This window comes from Nitratireductor sp. L15S-10 (genome assembly GCF_045011005.1).
Lineage (GTDB): Bacteria > Pseudomonadota > Alphaproteobacteria > Rhizobiales > Rhizobiaceae > Nitratireductor.
In genome coordinates, this window is the sequence record NZ_CP120674.1 from 1,639,417 (window position 1) to 1,656,226 (window position 16,810).

Sequence of the window (16,810 nt, forward strand, 5' to 3'; positions counted from 1 at the left end):
TTTGGGGGTGTCGTCCTGAAACGTTGGACAAGCCAGCGCTGAGAAGCGCGGCCTTGAAGAGCTCACGGGGACCATTTTGCTCGAATATCAGACGACACTCAAAGCACGCTGCTCACTTTCGGGTATTGGTGTCCATAGCGGCAAGCCTGTCTCCATTCATTTCTCCCCGGCCGAGGCCGACACCGGCATTGTCTTTCAGCGCATCGATGAGGACGGCACGGGCCGTGTGATTCGCGCACTTGCCTCGGAAGTTTGCCAGACCGATCTTTGCACTGCTCTTGGTGACGCGCGCGGCGAAACCGTCGCCACGGTTGAACACCTCATGGCCGCTCTCCTGGCTGTCGGGATCGACAATGTCGTCATTGAGATTGATGGCAGCGAGGTTCCTGTTCTCGACGGCAGTGCCATCGGCTTTGTGGATGCATTTGAGCAGGCCGGCATTGCCACACTTGCCGTCAAGCGCCGGTATATCCGTGTCGTGAAACCGGTGCGGATCGACAATGGCGGCTCCTGGGCGGAGTTTCGTCCCTATGACGGTACGCGCTTCGAGGTCGAAATCGATTTCGAGACGCCGGCAATCGGTCGCCAGTCGCTTGGCCTCGACCTGAATGCCGCGAATTTCCGTCAGGAAGTCGCGCGCGCGCGCACTTTCGGGTTCATCAAGGATGTCGAGCGCCTTTGGGCCGCTGGGTATGCGCTGGGTTCTTCGCTGGAAAACTCGGTCGTGATCGGTGAGGATCACAAGGTCATCAATATGGAAGGCCTTCGTTATCCCGATGAATTCGTGCGCCACAAGATGCTCGATGCGGTCGGCGACCTGGCTCTCGCCGGAGCCCGCTTCATCGGCTGCTTCCGTTCCTATCGGGGTGGCCACCGCCTCAATGCAGCGGCGCTGCGGCATCTTCTGACCGATCGCTCTGCCTATGAGATCGTCGAGACCACACGCCGTGAGCAGGGTCGTCGGGCCGAGATGGTTGCCGTAAGCGCGCCGGTTTACGCGCCCTGGATGCTCTGAACCCGGTTTTTGCTGCAAGAGCGAACGGGCTTTCCCGCTCAAACGCCACAAAATTGTACGATTGGCGGGCAATAGCGTTGCCGCGTGGCGGTCATTTGCTCTATGACTGCGTTCCGAAATTGATTTTCCGTTTGCGAGAGGCGAAATGCGTTCAACTTTTGTTGCCGGCATGACCAGGACAGGCAGGGCAGCCGTTACCACGGCTTCGGTGCTTGGTGTTTCGCTTCTTCTCGCTGCGTGCAATGCCGAGAAAGACCTGGATCTGTCGACGTATGTCGAGCAGACCGATCCGGCGGATGTGCTTTACAATCAGGGCCTGGCGAACATGAATGCCGGCCGTCTGAAGGAGGCCAGTGCCAAGTTCGAATCCATCGACCGGCAGCATCCCTATTCGGAATATGCCCGCAAGGCGATGGTGATGAACACATTCGCCAACTATCGGCAGGGCAAGTACGATGAGGCGATCAATGGCGGTAAACGCTATGTCGCCCTTTACCCGACCACGGAAGATGCGGCCTACGCACAGTATCTCGTGGGACTGAGTTATTTCCGCCAGATTCGCGACGTCACCCAGGATCAGCGTGAGGCGCGCCTGACGCTCGAAGCGATGGAAGAGGTTGTGCAGCGTTGGCCCGATTCAGAGTATGTCGAGGATGCGCAGGCCAAGATTCGCTTTGCCCGAGATCAGCTCGCCGGCAAGGAAATGCAGATCGGGCGCTATTATCTGGAGCGGCGTGAGTATGTTGCCGCGGTGCGTCGTTTCCGTGGTGTGGTTGAGAGTTATCCCAACACGCGCCATGTCGAGGAAGCGCTGGCACGCCTGACGGAAGCCTATTATGCGATGGGGCTCGTTTCGGAAGCGCAGACGGCTGCCGCTGTTCTTGGGCACAACTTCCCGGACAGCGACTGGTATAAGGATTCCTATGCCCTTCTTCAGTCTGGCGGACTGGAACCGCGTGAGAACACCGGTTCGTGGATATCCAAGGCCGGGGCGGCGATTCTGGGCGGCTGACCCTAGCCATGCTGTCTCACCTGTCGATCCGCGATATCGTCCTGATTGAACGCCTCGACATGGATTTCTCCGGGGGGCTCTCCGTGCTCACCGGTGAAACCGGCGCCGGCAAATCCATTCTTCTCGATTCCCTCTCGCTGGCGCTTGGCGGGCGTGGCGATGCGTCACTGGTGCGCCATGGTGCGGATCAGGGACAGGTGATCGCCGTCTTCGACCTGCCGGCCTCGCACCCCGTGCGGGCCCTGCTTGCAGAAAACGCAATAGACGATGAGGGTGACATCATCCTGCGCCGCGTGCAGAGCGCTGACGGGCGCACGCGGGTTTTCATCAACGACCAGCCCTCCAGCGTGGCGCTGATGCGCCAGGTGGGACGTCAGCTTGTGGAAATTCATGGCCAGCACGACGAGCGTGCGCTGGTGGATGCGGGCATCCACCGCGAACTCCTCGATGCGTTTGGCGGGCATGGCGAGGCTGTCGCGCGGGTGCGGCTTGCATGGCGGGATCTGCGCAAATGCGAACAGGAGCTGGCGCGGCACAGGGCGCGTGTGGAGGCGGCCGCACGGGAGGCCGATTTTCTAAGAGCCTCGGTGGAGGAGCTTTCCAAGCTCGATCCACGGCCTGATGAGGAAGCGGTGCTGGCTGAGGAGCGCGCCGGCATGATGCGCGCCGAAAAGATCGCCAGTGATATTTCCGACGCACAGGAGGTGCTTTCGGGCAACGCTTCGCCCGTGTCACAGCTTTCCGGCCTCCTGCGCCGCCTGCAGCGTAAGGCGCAGGATGCACCGGGCCTGCTGGATGGCATCATCGAGCCGCTCGATTCAGCGCTTCTCTCGCTGGATGCCGCGCAATCTGCGGTGGATGAGGCAATGCGGGCGACGGAGTTCGATCCGCAACGTCTGGAAGATACGGAAGAACGGCTTTTTGCGCTGCGCGCCGTTGCCCGCAAGCACAATGTGCAGGTCGACGATCTCGCCGAACTGTGTGCCCGTATGGTGGGTGATCTGGATGAGCTGGATGCCGGCGAGGAGCGTCTGGCGGCGCTGGAGCAGCAAGCCAAGGCAGCGGTGGAGACCTATGACGCTGCGGCAACGGAGCTTTCCCAAGTGCGTCGGGAGACGGCGGCCTCACTCAGCAGGGCGGTGATGGCCGAACTGCCGGCGCTGAAACTGGAACGGGCCGAATTCATCGTCGAGATTGCCACGGAGGCGGATGACCGCGGTGAAGATGGCATCGACCACGTGGAGTTCTGGGTGCGCACCAACCCCGGAACGCGGGCCGGCCCGATGATGAAGGTCGCCTCCGGTGGTGAGCTTTCACGCTTTCTTCTGGCGCTCAAGGTGGTGCTGGCTGATCGTGGATCGGCACCGACGCTCGTGTTTGACGAGATCGACACGGGCGTGGGTGGCGCGGTTGCGGACGCCATCGGCCAGCGTCTTGCGCGGCTCGCCGAGCGTATCCAGGTGCTTTCGGTGACGCACGCCCCCCAGGTGGCCGCGCGTGCGGGGACACATTATCTGATAGCCAAGAGCGGCGACACCGACCGGGTCGCGACCGGGGTTTCGGTCATGGATACGGATGCGCGCCAGGAAGAGATCGCCCGGATGCTGGCCGGCGCCACCGTGACCGACGAGGCGCGCGCCGCCGCCCAGCGCCTCTTGCAGGGAAGCAGAGCCGCTTCCTGACGGGTTTCTGTTCACGGTCCGGTGGCTGGCCTTGTCAGCAGGGATGAGCCACGTAAAAAGACGACTGCAAAAACCGTGCGCAGATCGACTACACTGCGTTCCAGTTCACATCCGGATAGACTGTCATGCCCAAAGCCAAGCAAGCCGTTGATACATTGACGGAGGCCCAAGCCAGGGACGAGCTGGAAAAGCTTGCCCGGGAGATCGAAGAGCATGACAGGCGCTATCACGGGGAAGACGCGCCAACGATTTCGGATGCGGAGTATGATGCGCTGCGGCGGCGCAATCTGGCCATCGAGCAGCGCTTTCCGGAGCTCGTGCGGGCGGATTCGCCCTCGCGCCGTGTGGGCGCGCCTGTCTCGGAGAAATTTGAGAAGGTGCGGCACAAGGTGCCGATGCTTTCACTCGACAATGCGTTTTCCGATGAGGATGTGGTCGATTTTGTCGGGCGCATACGCCGCTATCTGAAGCTCGACACCGATGCGCCGGTGGCGATGACGGCCGAGCCCAAGATCGACGGTCTTTCACTTTCGCTGCGCTATGAGAACGGGCGTCTTGTCTCGGCCGCCACCCGTGGCGACGGGCAGGAGGGGGAGAACGTCACCGCCAATGCGCGCGTGGTGACGGACATTCCAAATGTGCTCGACGGGGACCCGCCGGAGGTGATTGAGGTGCGCGGCGAGGTCTACATGACCCATGCCGATTTCTTTGCGCTCAACAAGCGCCAGGAGGAGGCCGGCAAGCAGACCTATGTGAACCCGCGCAACACGGCGGCGGGCTCACTGCGCCAGCTCGATTCCTCGGTGACGGCGGCGCGGCCGCTCAAGTTCTTCGCCTATGCCTGGGGTGAGGTTTCCGACATGCCCGCAGACACGCAGACGGGCATGGTGGCGGCGCTGGAAGCCTATGGCTTTCGCGTCAACGAGCTGATGAAGCGCTGCGAGAGTGCGGAGGCACTTCTGGCGCAATACCGTCTGATCGAGGAAAAGCGGGCGACGCTTCCCTATGACATCGACGGTGTGGTCTACAAGGTGGACGATCTGGCGCTGCAGCAGCGGCTGGGCTTTGTATCACGCAGCCCGCGCTGGGCGATTGCCCACAAATTTCCGGCCGAAAAGGCCACGACCATCCTGAACGGCATCGACATTCAGGTGGGACGAACGGGCGCGCTGACGCCCGTTGCCCGGCTCGAACCCGTGACCGTTGGCGGTGTGGTGGTGACCAATGCGACGCTCCACAATGCCGAGGAGATCGAGCGGCTGGGGGTGATGATCGGCGACACGGTGACGGTGCAGCGCGCCGGCGATGTGATCCCGCAGATACTCGGTGTGATCGAGGAGAAGCGACCGAAGGATGCGCAGGCGTTCGAATTTCCGAGCCTGTGTCCGTGTGAACTGAAGACGCCGGTGGTGCGCGAGGGGATTGGTTCGGGCGCGGAGGGTGTGGTGCGCCGCTGTTCGGGCGAATTTGCCTGCCCGTTTCAGAGGGTCGAGCATTTGCGGCACTTCGTGTCACGGCGCGCCTTCGACATTGACGGGCTGGGCGAGAAGCAGATCGAGTTCTTCTTCAACGATCCCGATCTGCCGGTGAAGGCGCCGGGCGACATTTTCACGCTTGCAAGGCGCGATGGCGATAATCTGAAAAAGCTGAAGGACAAGGAAGGCTGGGGCGCGACCTCGGCCGCCAATCTGTTTGCGGCGATCGAGGCGCGGCGCTCCATCGCGCTGGAGCGGGTCATCTATGCGCTTGGCATTCGCCATGTGGGCGAACAGACGGCCAAGACGCTGGCGCGGGCCTACGGCTCGTGGCAGGAGTTTCACGATGCCGTTCTGGCGGTCGCCGATGGCGATGCGCAGGCGCGCGAGGAAATGGACGCGCTCGACGATATAGGCGATGCGGTGATCGATTCGCTGGCGCATTACTTCGGCGAGGAACATAACCGCGAACTGGTCGAGGCACTGGCGAGCGAAATCGATGTGCAGGAGGCGGAACGGCCGACGATGGATTCGCCGGTTGCCGGCCAGACCATCGTGTTCACCGGTGCGCTGGAACGAATGTCACGCGATGAAGCCAAGGCCATGGCCGAGCGGCTGGGCGCGAAGGTGGCGGGCTCCGTCTCCAAGAAGACGGACCTGGTGGTCGCGGGGCCGGGGGCGGGCTCGAAGCTCAAGAAAGCTGCGGATCTGGGTATCGAAGTGATCGACGAAGATACCTGGTTTGAAAGGGTGGGCGGGTAAGCAATCCCTGTCATCCGCTTTGATGCGTGGCTCAATGGAATTCATATGACTGGTCAGCCTTGTTGACCTAAGATCAGGTCCTCTGGAGGATTCATGACAGCCGACATTGCCAAGGACAGCGCGCGCCCGCGCGATTTTGCGCAAGGGGTGCGCGACAGCGTGCCCGTGGTGGTTGCGGCAATGCCGTTCGGGCTGCTGTTTGGCGCACTGGCGGTGGAGAACAATTTTTCGGTTTTCGAGGCCGTGCTTATGAGCGCCACGATTTTCGCCGGTGCGAGTCAGATGGTCGGGATCGACCTGTTCGGGCAGAAAGTGGCTCCGTGGCTGATCGTTCTCTCGATCCTTGCGGTGAATTTTCGGCATGTTCTTTATTCCGCAACCACGGGGCGGCGGATTGCGCATTGGGGGCCTGTCCAGCGGTTGCTCGGCTTCTTCATGCTGGTCGACCCGATGTTCGCTGAGGCCGAGCGGCGTGGCGAGACGCATGGAACCGTATCCTTCGGCTGGTATATGGGAGCGGCGCTGCCGCTTTACATTTGCTGGATTGCCGAAGCCTGGCTCGGCGCATTGTTCGGTAATCTGGTTCCCGATCCACATGCGCTGGGCATCGATTTTCTGCTGCCAATCTATTTTCTGGGGCTGGTCATGAGTTTCCGCAAGCGCTCCTTCTGGCTCCCGGTGGTGCTGATAAGCGCGGCTGTTTCCATGCTGGCTTATCGCACTGTCGGCTCGCCCTGGCATGTTTCCATCGGCGCCATCGCCGGTGTTGCTCTGGCGGCGATCATGGCGCCGGACGCGCGCAAAGGCAGGCAAGCGCGATGAGCACCACGGTCTGGATCATTCTTGCCGGTGCCGTGCTAACTTTCCTGACGCGCATCGGCGGCCACATGGTGCTATCCCGCTTCGAGCGTATTCACCCGCGTGTCGAAGCGGGGCTGAATGCCGTGCCCGCCGCCGTTCTGACCACGCTGGTCGCGCCGGCTGCCATGAATGGCGGGATCCCTGAAATCGCTGCTCTGACGGTCGGCGTGGTGGTTTCGCTCGTTGCCGGTGGGATGATGCCGATGTTCCTCTCCTCGGCGGCGGTGCTTATCCTGCTCCGCCACCTGATCGGCCAATAAGAGCCCTTAACGGAGAGGGGCGGTCGCCTTTTCGAGCCAGCCAAGGGTTTCGCCGTCGAGCAACGGCGTCAGGTTTTCGCGAACGCGATCATGATAGGCATCAAGCCAGGCACGCTCGCTGGAGGAGAGGAGGGCCGTGTCGATCAGACGGCGGTCGAACGGGCAGAGCGTCAGTGTCTCGAAACCATGCATGTCGATGTCTCCGCCAGCGATAGCGGTCGCTGGTTCCACGACGATCAGGTTTTCTAGCCTGATGCCATAGCCGCCAGGCTTGTAGTAGCCGGGTTCATTGGACAGGATCATGCCCGCTTCCAGAACCTGCGTTCCGGTTTTGGCGATGCGCTGCGGTCCTTCATGGACGGCGAGATAGGATCCGACGCCGTGACCGGTGCCATGGGCATAGTCGAGACCGGCCTGCCACAGGGCGTGGCGTGCGAACGGGTCAAGATCCATACCACGTGTGCCTTTGGGAAAGCGTGTTGCGGAGAGCGCGATCAGTCCCTTTAAAACACGCGTGTAGCGCTCCCGCATCTCGTCACTGGGACGACCGATTATGATGGTCCGGGTAATATCGGTGGTTCCATCGTCATACTGCGCGCCGGAATCGACGAGATAGAGCTCATCTGCCCTCAGGGTGCGATTGGTCTTTGTTGTAACGCGATAGTGGATTGTCGCGCCGTTGGGGCCAGCACCGGAGATCGTGTCGAAGGAGATGTCGCGAAGGGGCATCTGCAGGCTCTGGCCTGTCTCTGTACGGCTCTCCTCCAGCTTTCGCACAGCGCTGATCTCGTCGACCGTGCCCGGTTCCTGCCGGTCGAGCCAGGCGAGGAAGCGTACCATGGCGACACCATCCCTGAGATGGGCAGATCGAGCGCCTTCCAGCTCGGTGGGGTTTTTAATGGCCCGAGGAAGCCGGGCCGGATCGTCAAGATCCGCGATGCGGCCGCCAGCCTCCTCCACAACCAGCCGCAGCCGCTCGGCTGCGAGCGATGGATCGAGGCCGATCGAACCCGGGTTTCCGGCCAAAGCCGAGAGTTCCGCTTCCAGCGTTGAAGGTGCTTTCAGATCTGCGAGCTGGGTCAGATAGGCTTCGGTTTCGCGGTTGAGCTTGCGCCTGTCAAGGAACAGCGAGGGACGCCCTTCGGCCACGATTATGGCAAAGCCGAGGGCCAGTGGTGTATGGGGCACGTCCTGCCCGCGAATGTTGAATGTCCAGGCAATCGATGAGGGATCGGTAAGGACAGAACATGCAGCGCCGGCCTCGCCGATGGCTTTTGCAATGCGGTCGAGCTTTGAGGTGGCGCGTTCTCCAGCGTGGTCTTTCGGATGGATACGGGCCTGCGCCAGTGGCGGGGAAGGGCGATCTTCCCAAATCCCATCGACCAGATTGTCGTCGGTGGGCACGAGCTCGATGCCGCGCGCTTCGGCCTTGCCACGGAGAGCGCGAAGCTCTGCAATGGTGTGCAGCCATGGATCAAAACCGATGCGGCAGCCGGTCTTCGCGTTTCTGGCGATCCATTCGCGCGGCGGATTGTCGATCAGGCTCTCTATGGTGAAAATCGACGGGTCCGTCTGTTCAGCGGCCTGAAGTGTGTAGCGACCATCGACGAAGAGAATGGCGCGATCTTTGAGGATCAGGGCTGTGCCCGCCGATCCGGTGAAGCCAGTCAGCCAGGCGAGCCGCTCGGATGAGGGAGCGACATATTCGCCCTGATGCTCGTCTGCACGGGGAACGAGATAGCCGTCCAGATTTGCTTTCGCCATTGCATCACGGAGACGTCTGACGCGGGCGATGCCCTGGCTGGGGTCGGCGGTAACATCGAAAGATTGAAACATGGAGCCTTGCCGCTTGGTCTGAAAAATCGAGCCGAACCTATAGCATGGCTGAGAAAAGCGGAACGGGCTCCGACAAAGGAATATCTCTGCCGCGCTGCACAATCGATTTGTTGCAATGCAAAATAAGATGGTAGCCATGCGCAAACGGCGCTGGTTGAGAGGGCTCTTCAGGCCTATCTTGAGACCATGAGCAGCGGAGCTTTCGTTGCAAGAATTCAAGGAGAAATCAGATGGCCCAAAAGCGTGGCTTTTTCCGTGGCGCATTCGACGCGCTGATCGAAGCCCGTCAGAAGCAGGTCCGGAGCTATGTGAACGGCGCGCTTCTGATGCTGGACGACGAAACACTGCGTGCACACGGATACAACCGTGACGAACTGAAGCGCAACCGCAGCGTTTCCCACATGTTCTGATCCGCTTTAAAGAGCGTTGTTCAAACCCCGGAAGCCCAGCTTTCGGGGTTTTTGCTTGTCGGAAGCCCGCGCTCACTCAGCGTTTCATGTGGATTGTGACCCAGCCTTCCCGCGCCTGAGTGCGCACATGGCGGAACCCCTGTCCGCCATAAGCGGCAACGACTGCCCGCCTCTGCCGCTCGAGAATGCCCGACAGGACAAGTGAACCACCCGGAGTTATGTGATTTGCCATCGCGGGAGCCAAAGCCATGAGCGGACGGGCAAGAATGTTCGCGACGATGAGGTCGAAGGGCTTCCTGCGGGCAAAGACAGCGTGATGAAAGCTGGGCGCGGTGTGCGTCTCTACCAGATCAGCGACGCGGTTGAGGCGGACGTTTGACGCGGCCACTTCTGTGGCGATGGGGTCAATGTCGGTTGCCAGAACCGGAATACGGGCGGCCCTTGCAATTGCGATGGCCAGCACGGCACTACCGGTGCCCAGATCCAGCGCATTGCGCGGGTGCTCGCTTTTCAGAATGTTGGCAAGCGCGCCCAGACAGCCGGCCGTGGTGCCATGATGACCGGTGCCGAAAGCGAGGCCGGCATCGATCTCTATGGCGATGTCGCCGATACGCTGCAAATGCCGGTCGTGGCTTCCGTGGACCAGAAAACGGCCCACACGGACCGGGCGCAGGCCTTCTAGCGAGTGGCTGACCCAGTCAATCTCCGGAACCTCTTCCCGCTCGAGCGGGGGGAGAGGGGAAACATCCGAGAGGCTTTCCAGCACCCGTTGTTCAAGTTTGTCGGCGTCCTCCTCGGTATAAATAGATATCTGGAAGATGCCACTGTCTTCCTCGGGCTCGAAAATACTGATCGGCAGCCCATCATCCTCAAAATGCGTGTCGAGAATTGAAAAAATCGTTTCGGCCTGCTCGCGCGGCGCCGTCAGGTAAAGTCGTGTCTGGCCCATGAATTTCCGATGTCAGGTTTCGTTTGCCAGACGCTTCAGCTTGGCGATGGCAGTTTCACTGTTTTCTTCATAGGCGATCGTGCCAAAAAAGTCGCCATCGCTGTCGAGCAGCAGGATCGAAGCAGTGTGATCCATCGTGTAATCACCGTCTTCAAGCTCGACCTTGCGTACATAGATGGAAAAGCCTTTGGCCATGGCGGCGACCTCTTCGGGGTCGCCGGTGATGCCGGTGATACGGTCCGAGAAATTCGACAGGTAGGTCTTCATGACCTCGGGAGTATCGCGCTCCGGGTCAATGGAGACGAAATAGGGTTTGATGTCGGCGGCTTCATCTCCCAGTTGCTCGAGATAACCGTCAAGCTCGAACAGGGTGGTAGGGCACACTTCCGGGCAATGGGTGAAGCCAAAGAAGACGACTCTGGGTCCGCCTTTGAATGCGGCTTCCGTGATGGTGTTGCCATCCTGATCGACGAGTTCGAACGGGACGCCGAAGGCTTCGCCCGAATTCTGCTGCTGGTACCACTGAAACGTGAGAAGGCCGACGCCGACGGCCATGACCGCCAGGATGCCGATGAGAATGGATCGCATCATTGATGTTTACCTGAAACGAGAATGCTGGAAGGCAGCGTCAAAAGCACCAGGACAACCCGGATTCGACGAGTGCAAGGAAAATCCCGGCCCCGTTTTCCAGCCACATGGCGAAGGCCAGCCCGGTGAACGCGGCCAAAAGCAGCGTCGCCACGCCCAACTTGAACCACATGGCTGTGTGCCCTGAGTGCTCTGTTTTCATACCCCATAATAGGCGCAAGTTCGGGCTTCGCGCAAAGCCTCATCTTGTCGCAAGTGGGAGCGGGCCTGAAAGCAACCTCCCGCCGCCTGGAGGCCGACGGGAGGTTCAGGGTTGAGGTTAAGTTGCCATAACGGCTATGGGGACGGGTCAACCCCACATATGCACTCTAACGATATATGGTTTGGAAATGATTGGCGCGGGCTTCAATCAGTGCGTGTAATCGATAGCATCGAGTGACTGCGGGAGGTTTGCCATGGCGAATGCCGATATTCGGGTAAAGCGGATATATGACCCCGTAGAGGGCAATGACGGGAAGCGAATCCTCATTGACAGACTATGGCCTCGTGGCATGAGCAAGACGCGCGCGGCACTCGATGCGTGGCTGCCCGATATCGGGCCGAGCCATGAGTTGCGCAAGTGGTATGCGCACAGACCCGAGCGCTGGAGCGAATTCTGCGAGCGATATCGGGAGGAACTGGCCCGTCGGAATGAGCTTTTGCAGGAACTGATGGACGCGGCGGAGGAGGGGCCTTTGACATTGCTGTTTTCCGCAACGAATCGCGATCGCAACCAGGCTGTGGTCGTTCGCCAGCTGTTGCAGGAAAAAAGCGATTCGCGTTGAAACCTGATCTCAACCACTGATTGTTTCTGCTCCGATAGAGCATGGAAAGCGGGAAATCAGGGGACGAGCCTACGCGGCGTAGGCGTTTAGCCTATACAGCCCTGTCGCGCTCTTGACTTACTGAATACTTATAGAGACATATGTGCGCGTTTCACCTGTTTATGGTGGTAATTACGGTGTTGGGGCGGATTTTATGATCAAGGATTTCGACAAGCTCAAGCAGCAGCTCAACGAGCTTTCGGAGGCAGTGAACAAGTTTGAGTCGGAAGCCGTGCAGTTGCGTGTGGTTGAACTGGTACTGGGCCAGAACGATGCTCGACCCGGCGGGTTTTCCGAGGGGGGGATCAACGACTTCATCGCCGGTCCCGGCATGATGAATGTCGTGCGCAGCACGCCTCGCCCCGGTCGACGCAAGACAACCACTGACAGTGCCAAGGGCGCCGTGGCAGCCTTGAACGATCTGCTTGAGAGCGACTTTTTCGATACCCCCCGAACCATCGGCGATATTGTTGCTCGCTGCCAGGATACATTCGGCATGCGCTACAAGTCGAATGCCTTTTCAGGACCGCTCTCGCGCCATGCGCGCACGGGCGTCTTGTCGCGGGAGAAGAATGCCGACGGCAAATTTGTTTACGTCAAGCCGGGGACTGACTGAGCGCGGAGGCAGGATCGACCGCTGCGCGGTGCGAGGCTAGAGCCGTTCGACAAAGCCGTCGAGCACGCGCTTTTGGCCTGCCTTGTCGAAATCGATGGTGAGCTTGTTGCCCTCGATCGCCGAGACGTTGCCATTGCCGAATTTGAGGTGGAACACCCGGTCACCGACCTTGAAGGCAGAGGGCGTGTCGGACACGGATTTGGCGACAAGCTCGCCTTCGATCACGCGCCCCTTGACCGAGCCGCGGCCTGCGCCATAGCCCGAATCCGCCTCGCCATAGCCGATGCGCTCCACCTGATGGCCGGAGCGGTTACCCCAGTTGCGGGTGGTTGCTTCAGTCCTGTTTTTCTGCGCGCGCTGCCAGCCGGGCGTGGCATAGCTGTTTGAAAAGGCAGGCTGATCGTCGAAGCGGGATTTGCCATAGGGGTTGGGCCGGCCGGGCTGGCCGGCGGAATAGCCGCCATAGCTGCTGCTTTCCTCGGCCACATCCACATGCGCTTCGGGAAGCTCGTCGAGGAAGCGTGAGGGGATGGTCGACTGCCACAGGCCGTGAATGCGCCGGTTGGAAGCAAACCAGATGTGCAGGTTCTTCTTTGCGCGGGTGAGGCCGACATAGGCCAGGCGCCGCTCTTCTTCGAGGCCCGAGCGGCCACCCTCGTCGAGCGCGCGCTGGTGGGGAAAAAGGCCTTCCTCCCAGCCGGGCAGGAACACGGTGGGGAATTCGAGACCCTTGGCGGAATGAAGCGTCATCAGGCTGACGGCGTCGAGTTCCTCGTCGCGTTCGGCATCCATGACGAGCGCGACATGTTCGAGGAAACCGCGCAGACTGTCATAGTCCTCCATGGAGCGGATCAGCTCCTTGAGGTTTTCAAGCCTGCCGGGTGCCTCGGCGGAGCGGTCGTTCTTCCACATGTCCGTATAGCCGGACTCTTCAAGGATGATCTCGGCAAGTTCGGTGTGGGGCGTGCGGTCGAGCATGCCCTGCCAGCGTTCGATATTGTCGACGAGCGTGCGCAGCGAGGCGCGCGGCTTGGGCTTCATCTCCTCGGTGCCGACGAGATCGCGCGCGGCCTGCAGGAGCGTTGCCTCACGCATGCGGGAGACATCGTGGATCTGGCGGACGCTGGCTTCGCCCAATCCGCGCTTGGGTGTGTTGACGATACGCTCGAAGGCGAGATCGTCGGCGGCCTGCGCGACGATGCGGAAATAGGCCATGGCGTCGCGGATTTCCATGCGCTCGTAGAAGCGGGGTCCGCCGATGACGCGGTAATTGAGGCCCAGCGTGACGAAACGGTCTTCGAATTCGCGCATCTGGAAGGAGGCACGGACCAGGATGGCGATGTCGTTCAGCGCGTGGCCCTTGGCCTGAAGCGCTTCGATTTCCTCGCCGACGGCGCGGGCTTCCTCTTCCGAATCCCATGCGGCATGGACTTTTACCTTGGGATCGTCGGGATCGGACTGTTCGGTGAACAACGTCTTGCCGAGCCGCCCCTCATTGTGGGCGATGAGGTGGGAGGCGGCGCCCAGAATATGCGCGGTGGAGCGGTAATTACGCTCCAGCCGGATGACGGCGGCACCGGGAAAATCCTTCTCGAAACGCAGGATGTTGTCCACCTCGGCACCGCGCCAGCCATAGATGGACTGGTCGTCATCGCCCACACAGCAGATGTTGACGGGTTCGGTGCTCTTCGGCCGCTGAGCCAGAAGCCTGAGCCACATATACTGCGCGGTGTTGGTGTCCTGATACTCGTCGACGAGAATGTAGCGGAACTTTCGATGATAGTCGGCAAGCACATCCGGATTGTCGCGCAGAATGCGGATCGGATGGCACAGGAGATCGCCGAAATCGACGGCGTTGAGCGTCTTCAGCCGATCCTGATAGGCGGCGTAGAGTTCACGGCCCTTGCCATTGGCAAAGGCGCGGGCGTCGCCCTCGGGAATTTCCCTGGGTGCGAGCCCCTTGTTTTTCCAGCCATCGACCATCTGCGCGAACTGGCGCGGCGGCCAGCGCTTGTCGTCGAGACCTTCGGCCTGGATGATCTGCTTCATGAGGCGGATCTGGTCATCGGTGTCGAGAATGGTGAAGGAGCTTTTCAGTCCCGCCAGCTCTGCATGCTTGCGCAGGATCTTGACGCCGATGGAGTGGAACGTGCCAAGCCAGGGCATGCCCTCGATGGCCTCGCCCACCAGGGTGCCAATGCGCATCTTCATCTCGCGCGCGGCCTTGTTGGTGAAGGTCACGGCGAGGATCTGCGAGGGATAGGCGCGGCCCGATGCGAGGATATGCGCGATGCGGGTGGTCAGTACGCGCGTCTTGCCGGTGCCGGCGCCGGCGAGCACCAGGACGGGTCCTTCGGTGGTCTCCACGGCAAGCCGCTGCTCGGGATTGAGCGCATTGAGATAGCGTGTGTCAGGACCACCCGTGCGCGCCGCCATGGCACGCGCTGCGATGCCGGAAGGCTTTTGCGCAGCCGGGGGAGGCGGGGTCGGGTCGTCCTCATCGAAGAACGGAATATCGTCAGGAAAGCCGGACATCGGACCTGCATATGGTGATTCGGGGGGCAAAGCCCAAGGATGTTTTCCATTTGTACCGGTTTGCGGACCTTGAACCAAGATGCTGACAGCCGGCAAATCCATCCGCGCCTGTAATCAGTGTTCGCTCTCGCAAAGAGAATGGTCGGCCAGCGCTCTCAGGACATAGCAATCGCAGACTGTGCCGCTGTCGCAGCTATCAACGATGCGTTGAAGTTCATGTTCAAGTTTCCGGAGGCGCGCAATGCGCTGGCGCACTTCCCGCAAGTGCTCCTGTGCGATGCTGTCGACTGCCTCGCACGGTTTTTCGGGGTGGCTGCTCAGTTCTATGAGTGAGCGGATGGCGTCTATGCCGAGTCCGAGATCGCGGGCATGCCGGATGAAGGTCAGGCGATCCAGGGCTTCCCGGCCATAGCGCCGCTGATTGCCCGAAGATCGTTCGGGCGGTTCGATAAGGCCGGTTTCTTCGTAGTACCGGATTGTCGGTACTTTCACGCCCACCCGCTTCGATAGTTCTCCGATGGACCACATGAGGATCGCTCCTAACTTTTATTGCCGGAGATATAGGGATTGGCGGTCAGGAGCGAAAGTCTGCCGTCGCTCACGCGGGTGTGAATGGACCTCAGCCACACGGACTATAGTCTTTGCACAGCGGGGGCCAATCACAATCGGGAGTGAATTCATGCAGGATCAGCCCAAGATCACACAGGCGATGATTGATGCGTATGACGAATACACGCATCTCACACTCGATCGCCGCGCTTTCATGAACAAGATGACGAAGCTTGCAGGTTCGGGAGCCGCGGCTGCGGCTATCGTGCCATTGCTCGCCGCCAATTCTGCGCGGGCGGCCATGGTCGCCGAGGACGATGATCGCCTTGCGGCGGAGGATATCACTTACCCGGGCGATGGCGGCGATATGGCGGGATACCTCGTGCGCCCGACCGGAACGGAGGGAAAACTTCCGGCGGTGATTGTCATCCACGAAAACCGGGGCCTCAATCCACATATCCGCGATGTCGCGCGGCGCATGGCGCTTGAGGGCTTCGTTGCGCTGGCGCCTGACTTTCTTTCTCCCTCCGGCGGCACGCCGGAAGACGAGGACAAGGCGCGCGAAATGATCGGTCAGCTCGACGGCGGCCAGACCCTGCGCAATGCAGTTGCAACGCAGGCGTATCTGGCCGGACACGATGCGTCCAACGGGAATGTCGGCGCCATCGGTTTCTGTTGGGGTGGAGGGCTGGTCAACCAGCTTGCCGTGAACGATCCAGAGCTTGACGCAGGTGTTGCCTATTACGGACGCCAGGCTGATGCAGCTGAAGTTGCCAAGATCGAAGCGCCGCTGCTGCTCCACTATGCCGGGCTCGACGAGCGGATCAACGCAGGGATCGACGCTTATCGCACCGCGCTCGAAGAGGCAGGCAAGGACTTCACCATTCATGTCTATGAGGGCGTGAACCACGCGTTCAACAACGACACGTCGGAAGCCCGCTATGACAAGGAAGCCGCTGATCTGGCCTGGGAGAGAACGGTGGCGTTCCTGAAGGAACACCTGTCCTGAAACTCAAAAGGCGTCGAATGGCGCCGGGTCCCAGGCGATGAAAAGACGCTTCTGGCGCGCGGTGCGGACGATGGCGCGGACATAGATCAGGTCGATGGGAATTGGCCTGCGGTTTCGTTCTAGCCAATAGAGTTCGTCCTCAATGGATTTCAGCGCGCGCCAGAAGTCGTAATCCGTGAACTCGTGTGAGCGCGCGAGACCGTCTGACAGGGCTTTGGCTTCCTCGTTCAACACCGGGTTTTCCGCCAACCGCGAATCGAATGGATTTACCAAGGATGGTCAGCGTGCCGTTCAAACGCTTCAAGCGGAGGGCATGGTTAAACTTGTGCAAAGATGCTGCCTTAACCTATATGGTTAATGAAACCCTGCTTTCATGATGCGAGCCGGC

The 16,810-nt window shown here is 60.6% G+C and carries 17 protein-coding genes; 10 read left to right on the plus strand and 7 right to left on the minus strand.

The window, feature by feature from the left end; all coding sequences use genetic code 11:
* Positions 1-76: 76 nt before the first annotated feature.
* The 6 genes from lpxC to P2W41_RS07875 all read left to right on the plus strand — a co-directional run bounded on the left by lpxC (position 77) and on the right by P2W41_RS07875 (position 7,067).
* Positions 77-1,015 carry a UDP-3-O-acyl-N-acetylglucosamine deacetylase gene (gene lpxC / locus P2W41_RS07850; protein ID WP_404934782.1) on the plus strand — a complete coding sequence of 313 codons (939 nt, stop codon included), beginning with the start codon at positions 77-79 and terminating at the stop codon, positions 1,013-1,015.
* 169 nt (positions 1,016-1,184) lie between these two features.
* A complete protein-coding gene (locus P2W41_RS07855; RefSeq protein ID WP_292900218.1) occupies positions 1,185-2,027 on the plus strand; it encodes an outer membrane protein assembly factor BamD in 843 nt (280 codons plus the stop codon).
* A gap of 8 nt (positions 2,028-2,035) precedes the next feature.
* Positions 2,036-3,709, plus strand: coding sequence for a DNA repair protein RecN (recN, locus tag P2W41_RS07860; RefSeq protein WP_292896422.1), 1,674 nt, complete (start codon positions 2,036-2,038; stop codon positions 3,707-3,709).
* Positions 3,710-3,834: 125 nt separating this feature from the next.
* Positions 3,835-5,946, plus strand: a complete 2,112-nt coding sequence (gene ligA, locus P2W41_RS07865) for an NAD-dependent DNA ligase LigA (protein ID WP_292896420.1) — start codon at positions 3,835-3,837, stop codon at positions 5,944-5,946.
* A 93-nt stretch (positions 5,947-6,039) separates the two neighbouring features.
* Positions 6,040-6,768 carry an AzlC family ABC transporter permease gene (locus P2W41_RS07870; protein ID WP_404934783.1) on the plus strand — a complete coding sequence of 243 codons (729 nt, stop codon included), beginning with the start codon at positions 6,040-6,042 and terminating at the stop codon, positions 6,766-6,768.
* Entirely contained in the window at positions 6,765-7,067 is a 303-nt protein-coding gene (locus P2W41_RS07875; RefSeq protein ID WP_292896416.1) for an AzlD family protein, read from the plus strand. Before P2W41_RS07870 ends, P2W41_RS07875 begins: the two co-directional genes overlap by 4 nt.
* A 6-nt stretch (positions 7,068-7,073) precedes the next feature.
* On the opposite strand, the gene P2W41_RS07880 is transcribed toward P2W41_RS07875, so the two are convergent.
* Positions 7,074-8,903 (minus strand): aminopeptidase P family protein, encoded by a 1,830-nt coding sequence (locus tag P2W41_RS07880; protein WP_404934784.1) that lies wholly within the window; start codon positions 8,901-8,903, stop codon positions 7,074-7,076.
* A 230-nt stretch (positions 8,904-9,133) separates the two neighbouring features.
* Here P2W41_RS07880 and P2W41_RS07885 point away from each other — a divergent pair, with 230 nt between their 5' ends.
* Entirely contained in the window at positions 9,134-9,313 is a 180-nt protein-coding gene (locus tag P2W41_RS07885) for a hypothetical protein (RefSeq protein WP_292896412.1), read from the plus strand.
* 76 nt (positions 9,314-9,389) lie between these two features.
* Here the strand turns inward: P2W41_RS07885 and P2W41_RS07890 are convergent, their stop codons facing one another.
* Genes P2W41_RS07890 through P2W41_RS07900 form a run of 3 tightly spaced genes read right to left on the minus strand, consistent with a single transcriptional unit; the run spans position 9,390 to position 11,022 of the window.
* Positions 9,390-10,262, minus strand: a complete 873-nt coding sequence (locus P2W41_RS07890) for a 50S ribosomal protein L11 methyltransferase (RefSeq protein WP_404934785.1) — start codon at positions 10,260-10,262, stop codon at positions 9,390-9,392.
* Positions 10,263-10,274: 12 nt separating this feature from the next.
* Positions 10,275-10,853: an SCO family protein gene (locus P2W41_RS07895; protein ID WP_292896408.1), complete on the minus strand. Its 579-nt coding sequence runs from the start codon at positions 10,851-10,853 to the stop codon at positions 10,275-10,277.
* Positions 10,854-10,890: 37 nt separating this feature from the next.
* Entirely contained in the window at positions 10,891-11,022 is a 132-nt protein-coding gene (locus P2W41_RS07900; protein ID WP_292896406.1) for a hypothetical protein, read from the minus strand.
* Positions 11,023-11,305: 283 nt separating this feature from the next.
* Here P2W41_RS07900 and P2W41_RS07905 point away from each other — a divergent pair, with 283 nt between their 5' ends.
* Entirely contained in the window at positions 11,306-11,674 is a 369-nt protein-coding gene (locus tag P2W41_RS07905) for a DUF488 domain-containing protein (RefSeq protein ID WP_404934786.1), read from the plus strand.
* Positions 11,675-11,867: 193 nt separating this feature from the next.
* Positions 11,868-12,329, plus strand: coding sequence for a hypothetical protein (locus P2W41_RS07910; RefSeq protein WP_404934787.1), 462 nt, complete (start codon positions 11,868-11,870; stop codon positions 12,327-12,329).
* A 36-nt stretch (positions 12,330-12,365) separates the two neighbouring features.
* Here the strand turns inward: P2W41_RS07910 and P2W41_RS07915 are convergent, their stop codons facing one another.
* Together P2W41_RS07915 and P2W41_RS07920 are read right to left on the minus strand one after the other, a co-directional pair.
* Positions 12,366-14,864 carry an ATP-dependent helicase gene (locus tag P2W41_RS07915; protein WP_404934788.1) on the minus strand — a complete coding sequence of 833 codons (2,499 nt, stop codon included), beginning with the start codon at positions 14,862-14,864 and terminating at the stop codon, positions 12,366-12,368.
* 114 nt (positions 14,865-14,978) lie between these two features.
* A complete protein-coding gene (locus tag P2W41_RS07920) occupies positions 14,979-15,392 on the minus strand; it encodes a helix-turn-helix domain-containing protein (RefSeq protein ID WP_292896399.1) in 414 nt (137 codons plus the stop codon).
* Positions 15,393-15,543: 151 nt separating this feature from the next.
* On the opposite strand from P2W41_RS07920, the gene P2W41_RS07925 reads away from it, so the two are divergent.
* Positions 15,544-16,422, plus strand: coding sequence for a dienelactone hydrolase family protein (locus P2W41_RS07925; protein WP_292896397.1), 879 nt, complete (start codon positions 15,544-15,546; stop codon positions 16,420-16,422).
* 3 nt (positions 16,423-16,425) lie between these two features.
* Here the strand turns inward: P2W41_RS07925 and P2W41_RS07930 are convergent, their stop codons facing one another.
* Positions 16,426-16,653, minus strand: coding sequence for a hypothetical protein (locus P2W41_RS07930; protein WP_404934789.1), 228 nt, complete (start codon positions 16,651-16,653; stop codon positions 16,426-16,428).
* Between the last annotated feature and the right edge of the window lie 157 nt (positions 16,654-16,810).

What these genes read in the sequence shown, in the direction of transcription:
- P2W41_RS07915 (WP_404934788.1), bottom strand. Translation starts at nt 14,864, where the DNA reads ATGTCCGGCTTTCCTGACGATATTCCGTTCTTCGATGAGGACGACCCG.
- P2W41_RS07855 (WP_292900218.1), top strand. Translation starts at nt 1,185, where the DNA reads ATGACCAGGACAGGCAGGGCAGCCGTTACCACGGCTTCGGTGCTTGGT.
- P2W41_RS07920 (WP_292896399.1), bottom strand. Translation starts at nt 15,392, where the DNA reads ATGTGGTCCATCGGAGAACTATCGAAGCGGGTGGGCGTGAAAGTACCG.
- P2W41_RS07885 (WP_292896412.1), top strand. Translation starts at nt 9,134, where the DNA reads ATGGCCCAAAAGCGTGGCTTTTTCCGTGGCGCATTCGACGCGCTGATC.
- P2W41_RS07875 (WP_292896416.1), top strand. Translation starts at nt 6,765, where the DNA reads ATGAGCACCACGGTCTGGATCATTCTTGCCGGTGCCGTGCTAACTTTC.
- P2W41_RS07895 (WP_292896408.1), bottom strand. Translation starts at nt 10,853, where the DNA reads ATGATGCGATCCATTCTCATCGGCATCCTGGCGGTCATGGCCGTCGGC.
- P2W41_RS07900 (WP_292896406.1), bottom strand. Translation starts at nt 11,022, where the DNA reads ATGTGGTTCAAGTTGGGCGTGGCGACGCTGCTTTTGGCCGCGTTCACC.
- P2W41_RS07870 (WP_404934783.1), top strand. Translation starts at nt 6,040, where the DNA reads ATGACAGCCGACATTGCCAAGGACAGCGCGCGCCCGCGCGATTTTGCG.
- ligA (WP_292896420.1), top strand. Translation starts at nt 3,835, where the DNA reads ATGCCCAAAGCCAAGCAAGCCGTTGATACATTGACGGAGGCCCAAGCC.
- P2W41_RS07880 (WP_404934784.1), bottom strand. Translation starts at nt 8,903, where the DNA reads ATGTTTCAATCTTTCGATGTTACCGCCGACCCCAGCCAGGGCATCGCC.
- P2W41_RS07910 (WP_404934787.1), top strand. Translation starts at nt 11,868, where the DNA reads ATGATCAAGGATTTCGACAAGCTCAAGCAGCAGCTCAACGAGCTTTCG.
- P2W41_RS07905 (WP_404934786.1), top strand. Translation starts at nt 11,306, where the DNA reads ATGGCGAATGCCGATATTCGGGTAAAGCGGATATATGACCCCGTAGAG.
- P2W41_RS07890 (WP_404934785.1), bottom strand. Translation starts at nt 10,262, where the DNA reads ATGGGCCAGACACGACTTTACCTGACGGCGCCGCGCGAGCAGGCCGAA.
- P2W41_RS07925 (WP_292896397.1), top strand. Translation starts at nt 15,544, where the DNA reads ATGCAGGATCAGCCCAAGATCACACAGGCGATGATTGATGCGTATGAC.
- recN (WP_292896422.1), top strand. Translation starts at nt 2,036, where the DNA reads ATGCTGTCTCACCTGTCGATCCGCGATATCGTCCTGATTGAACGCCTC.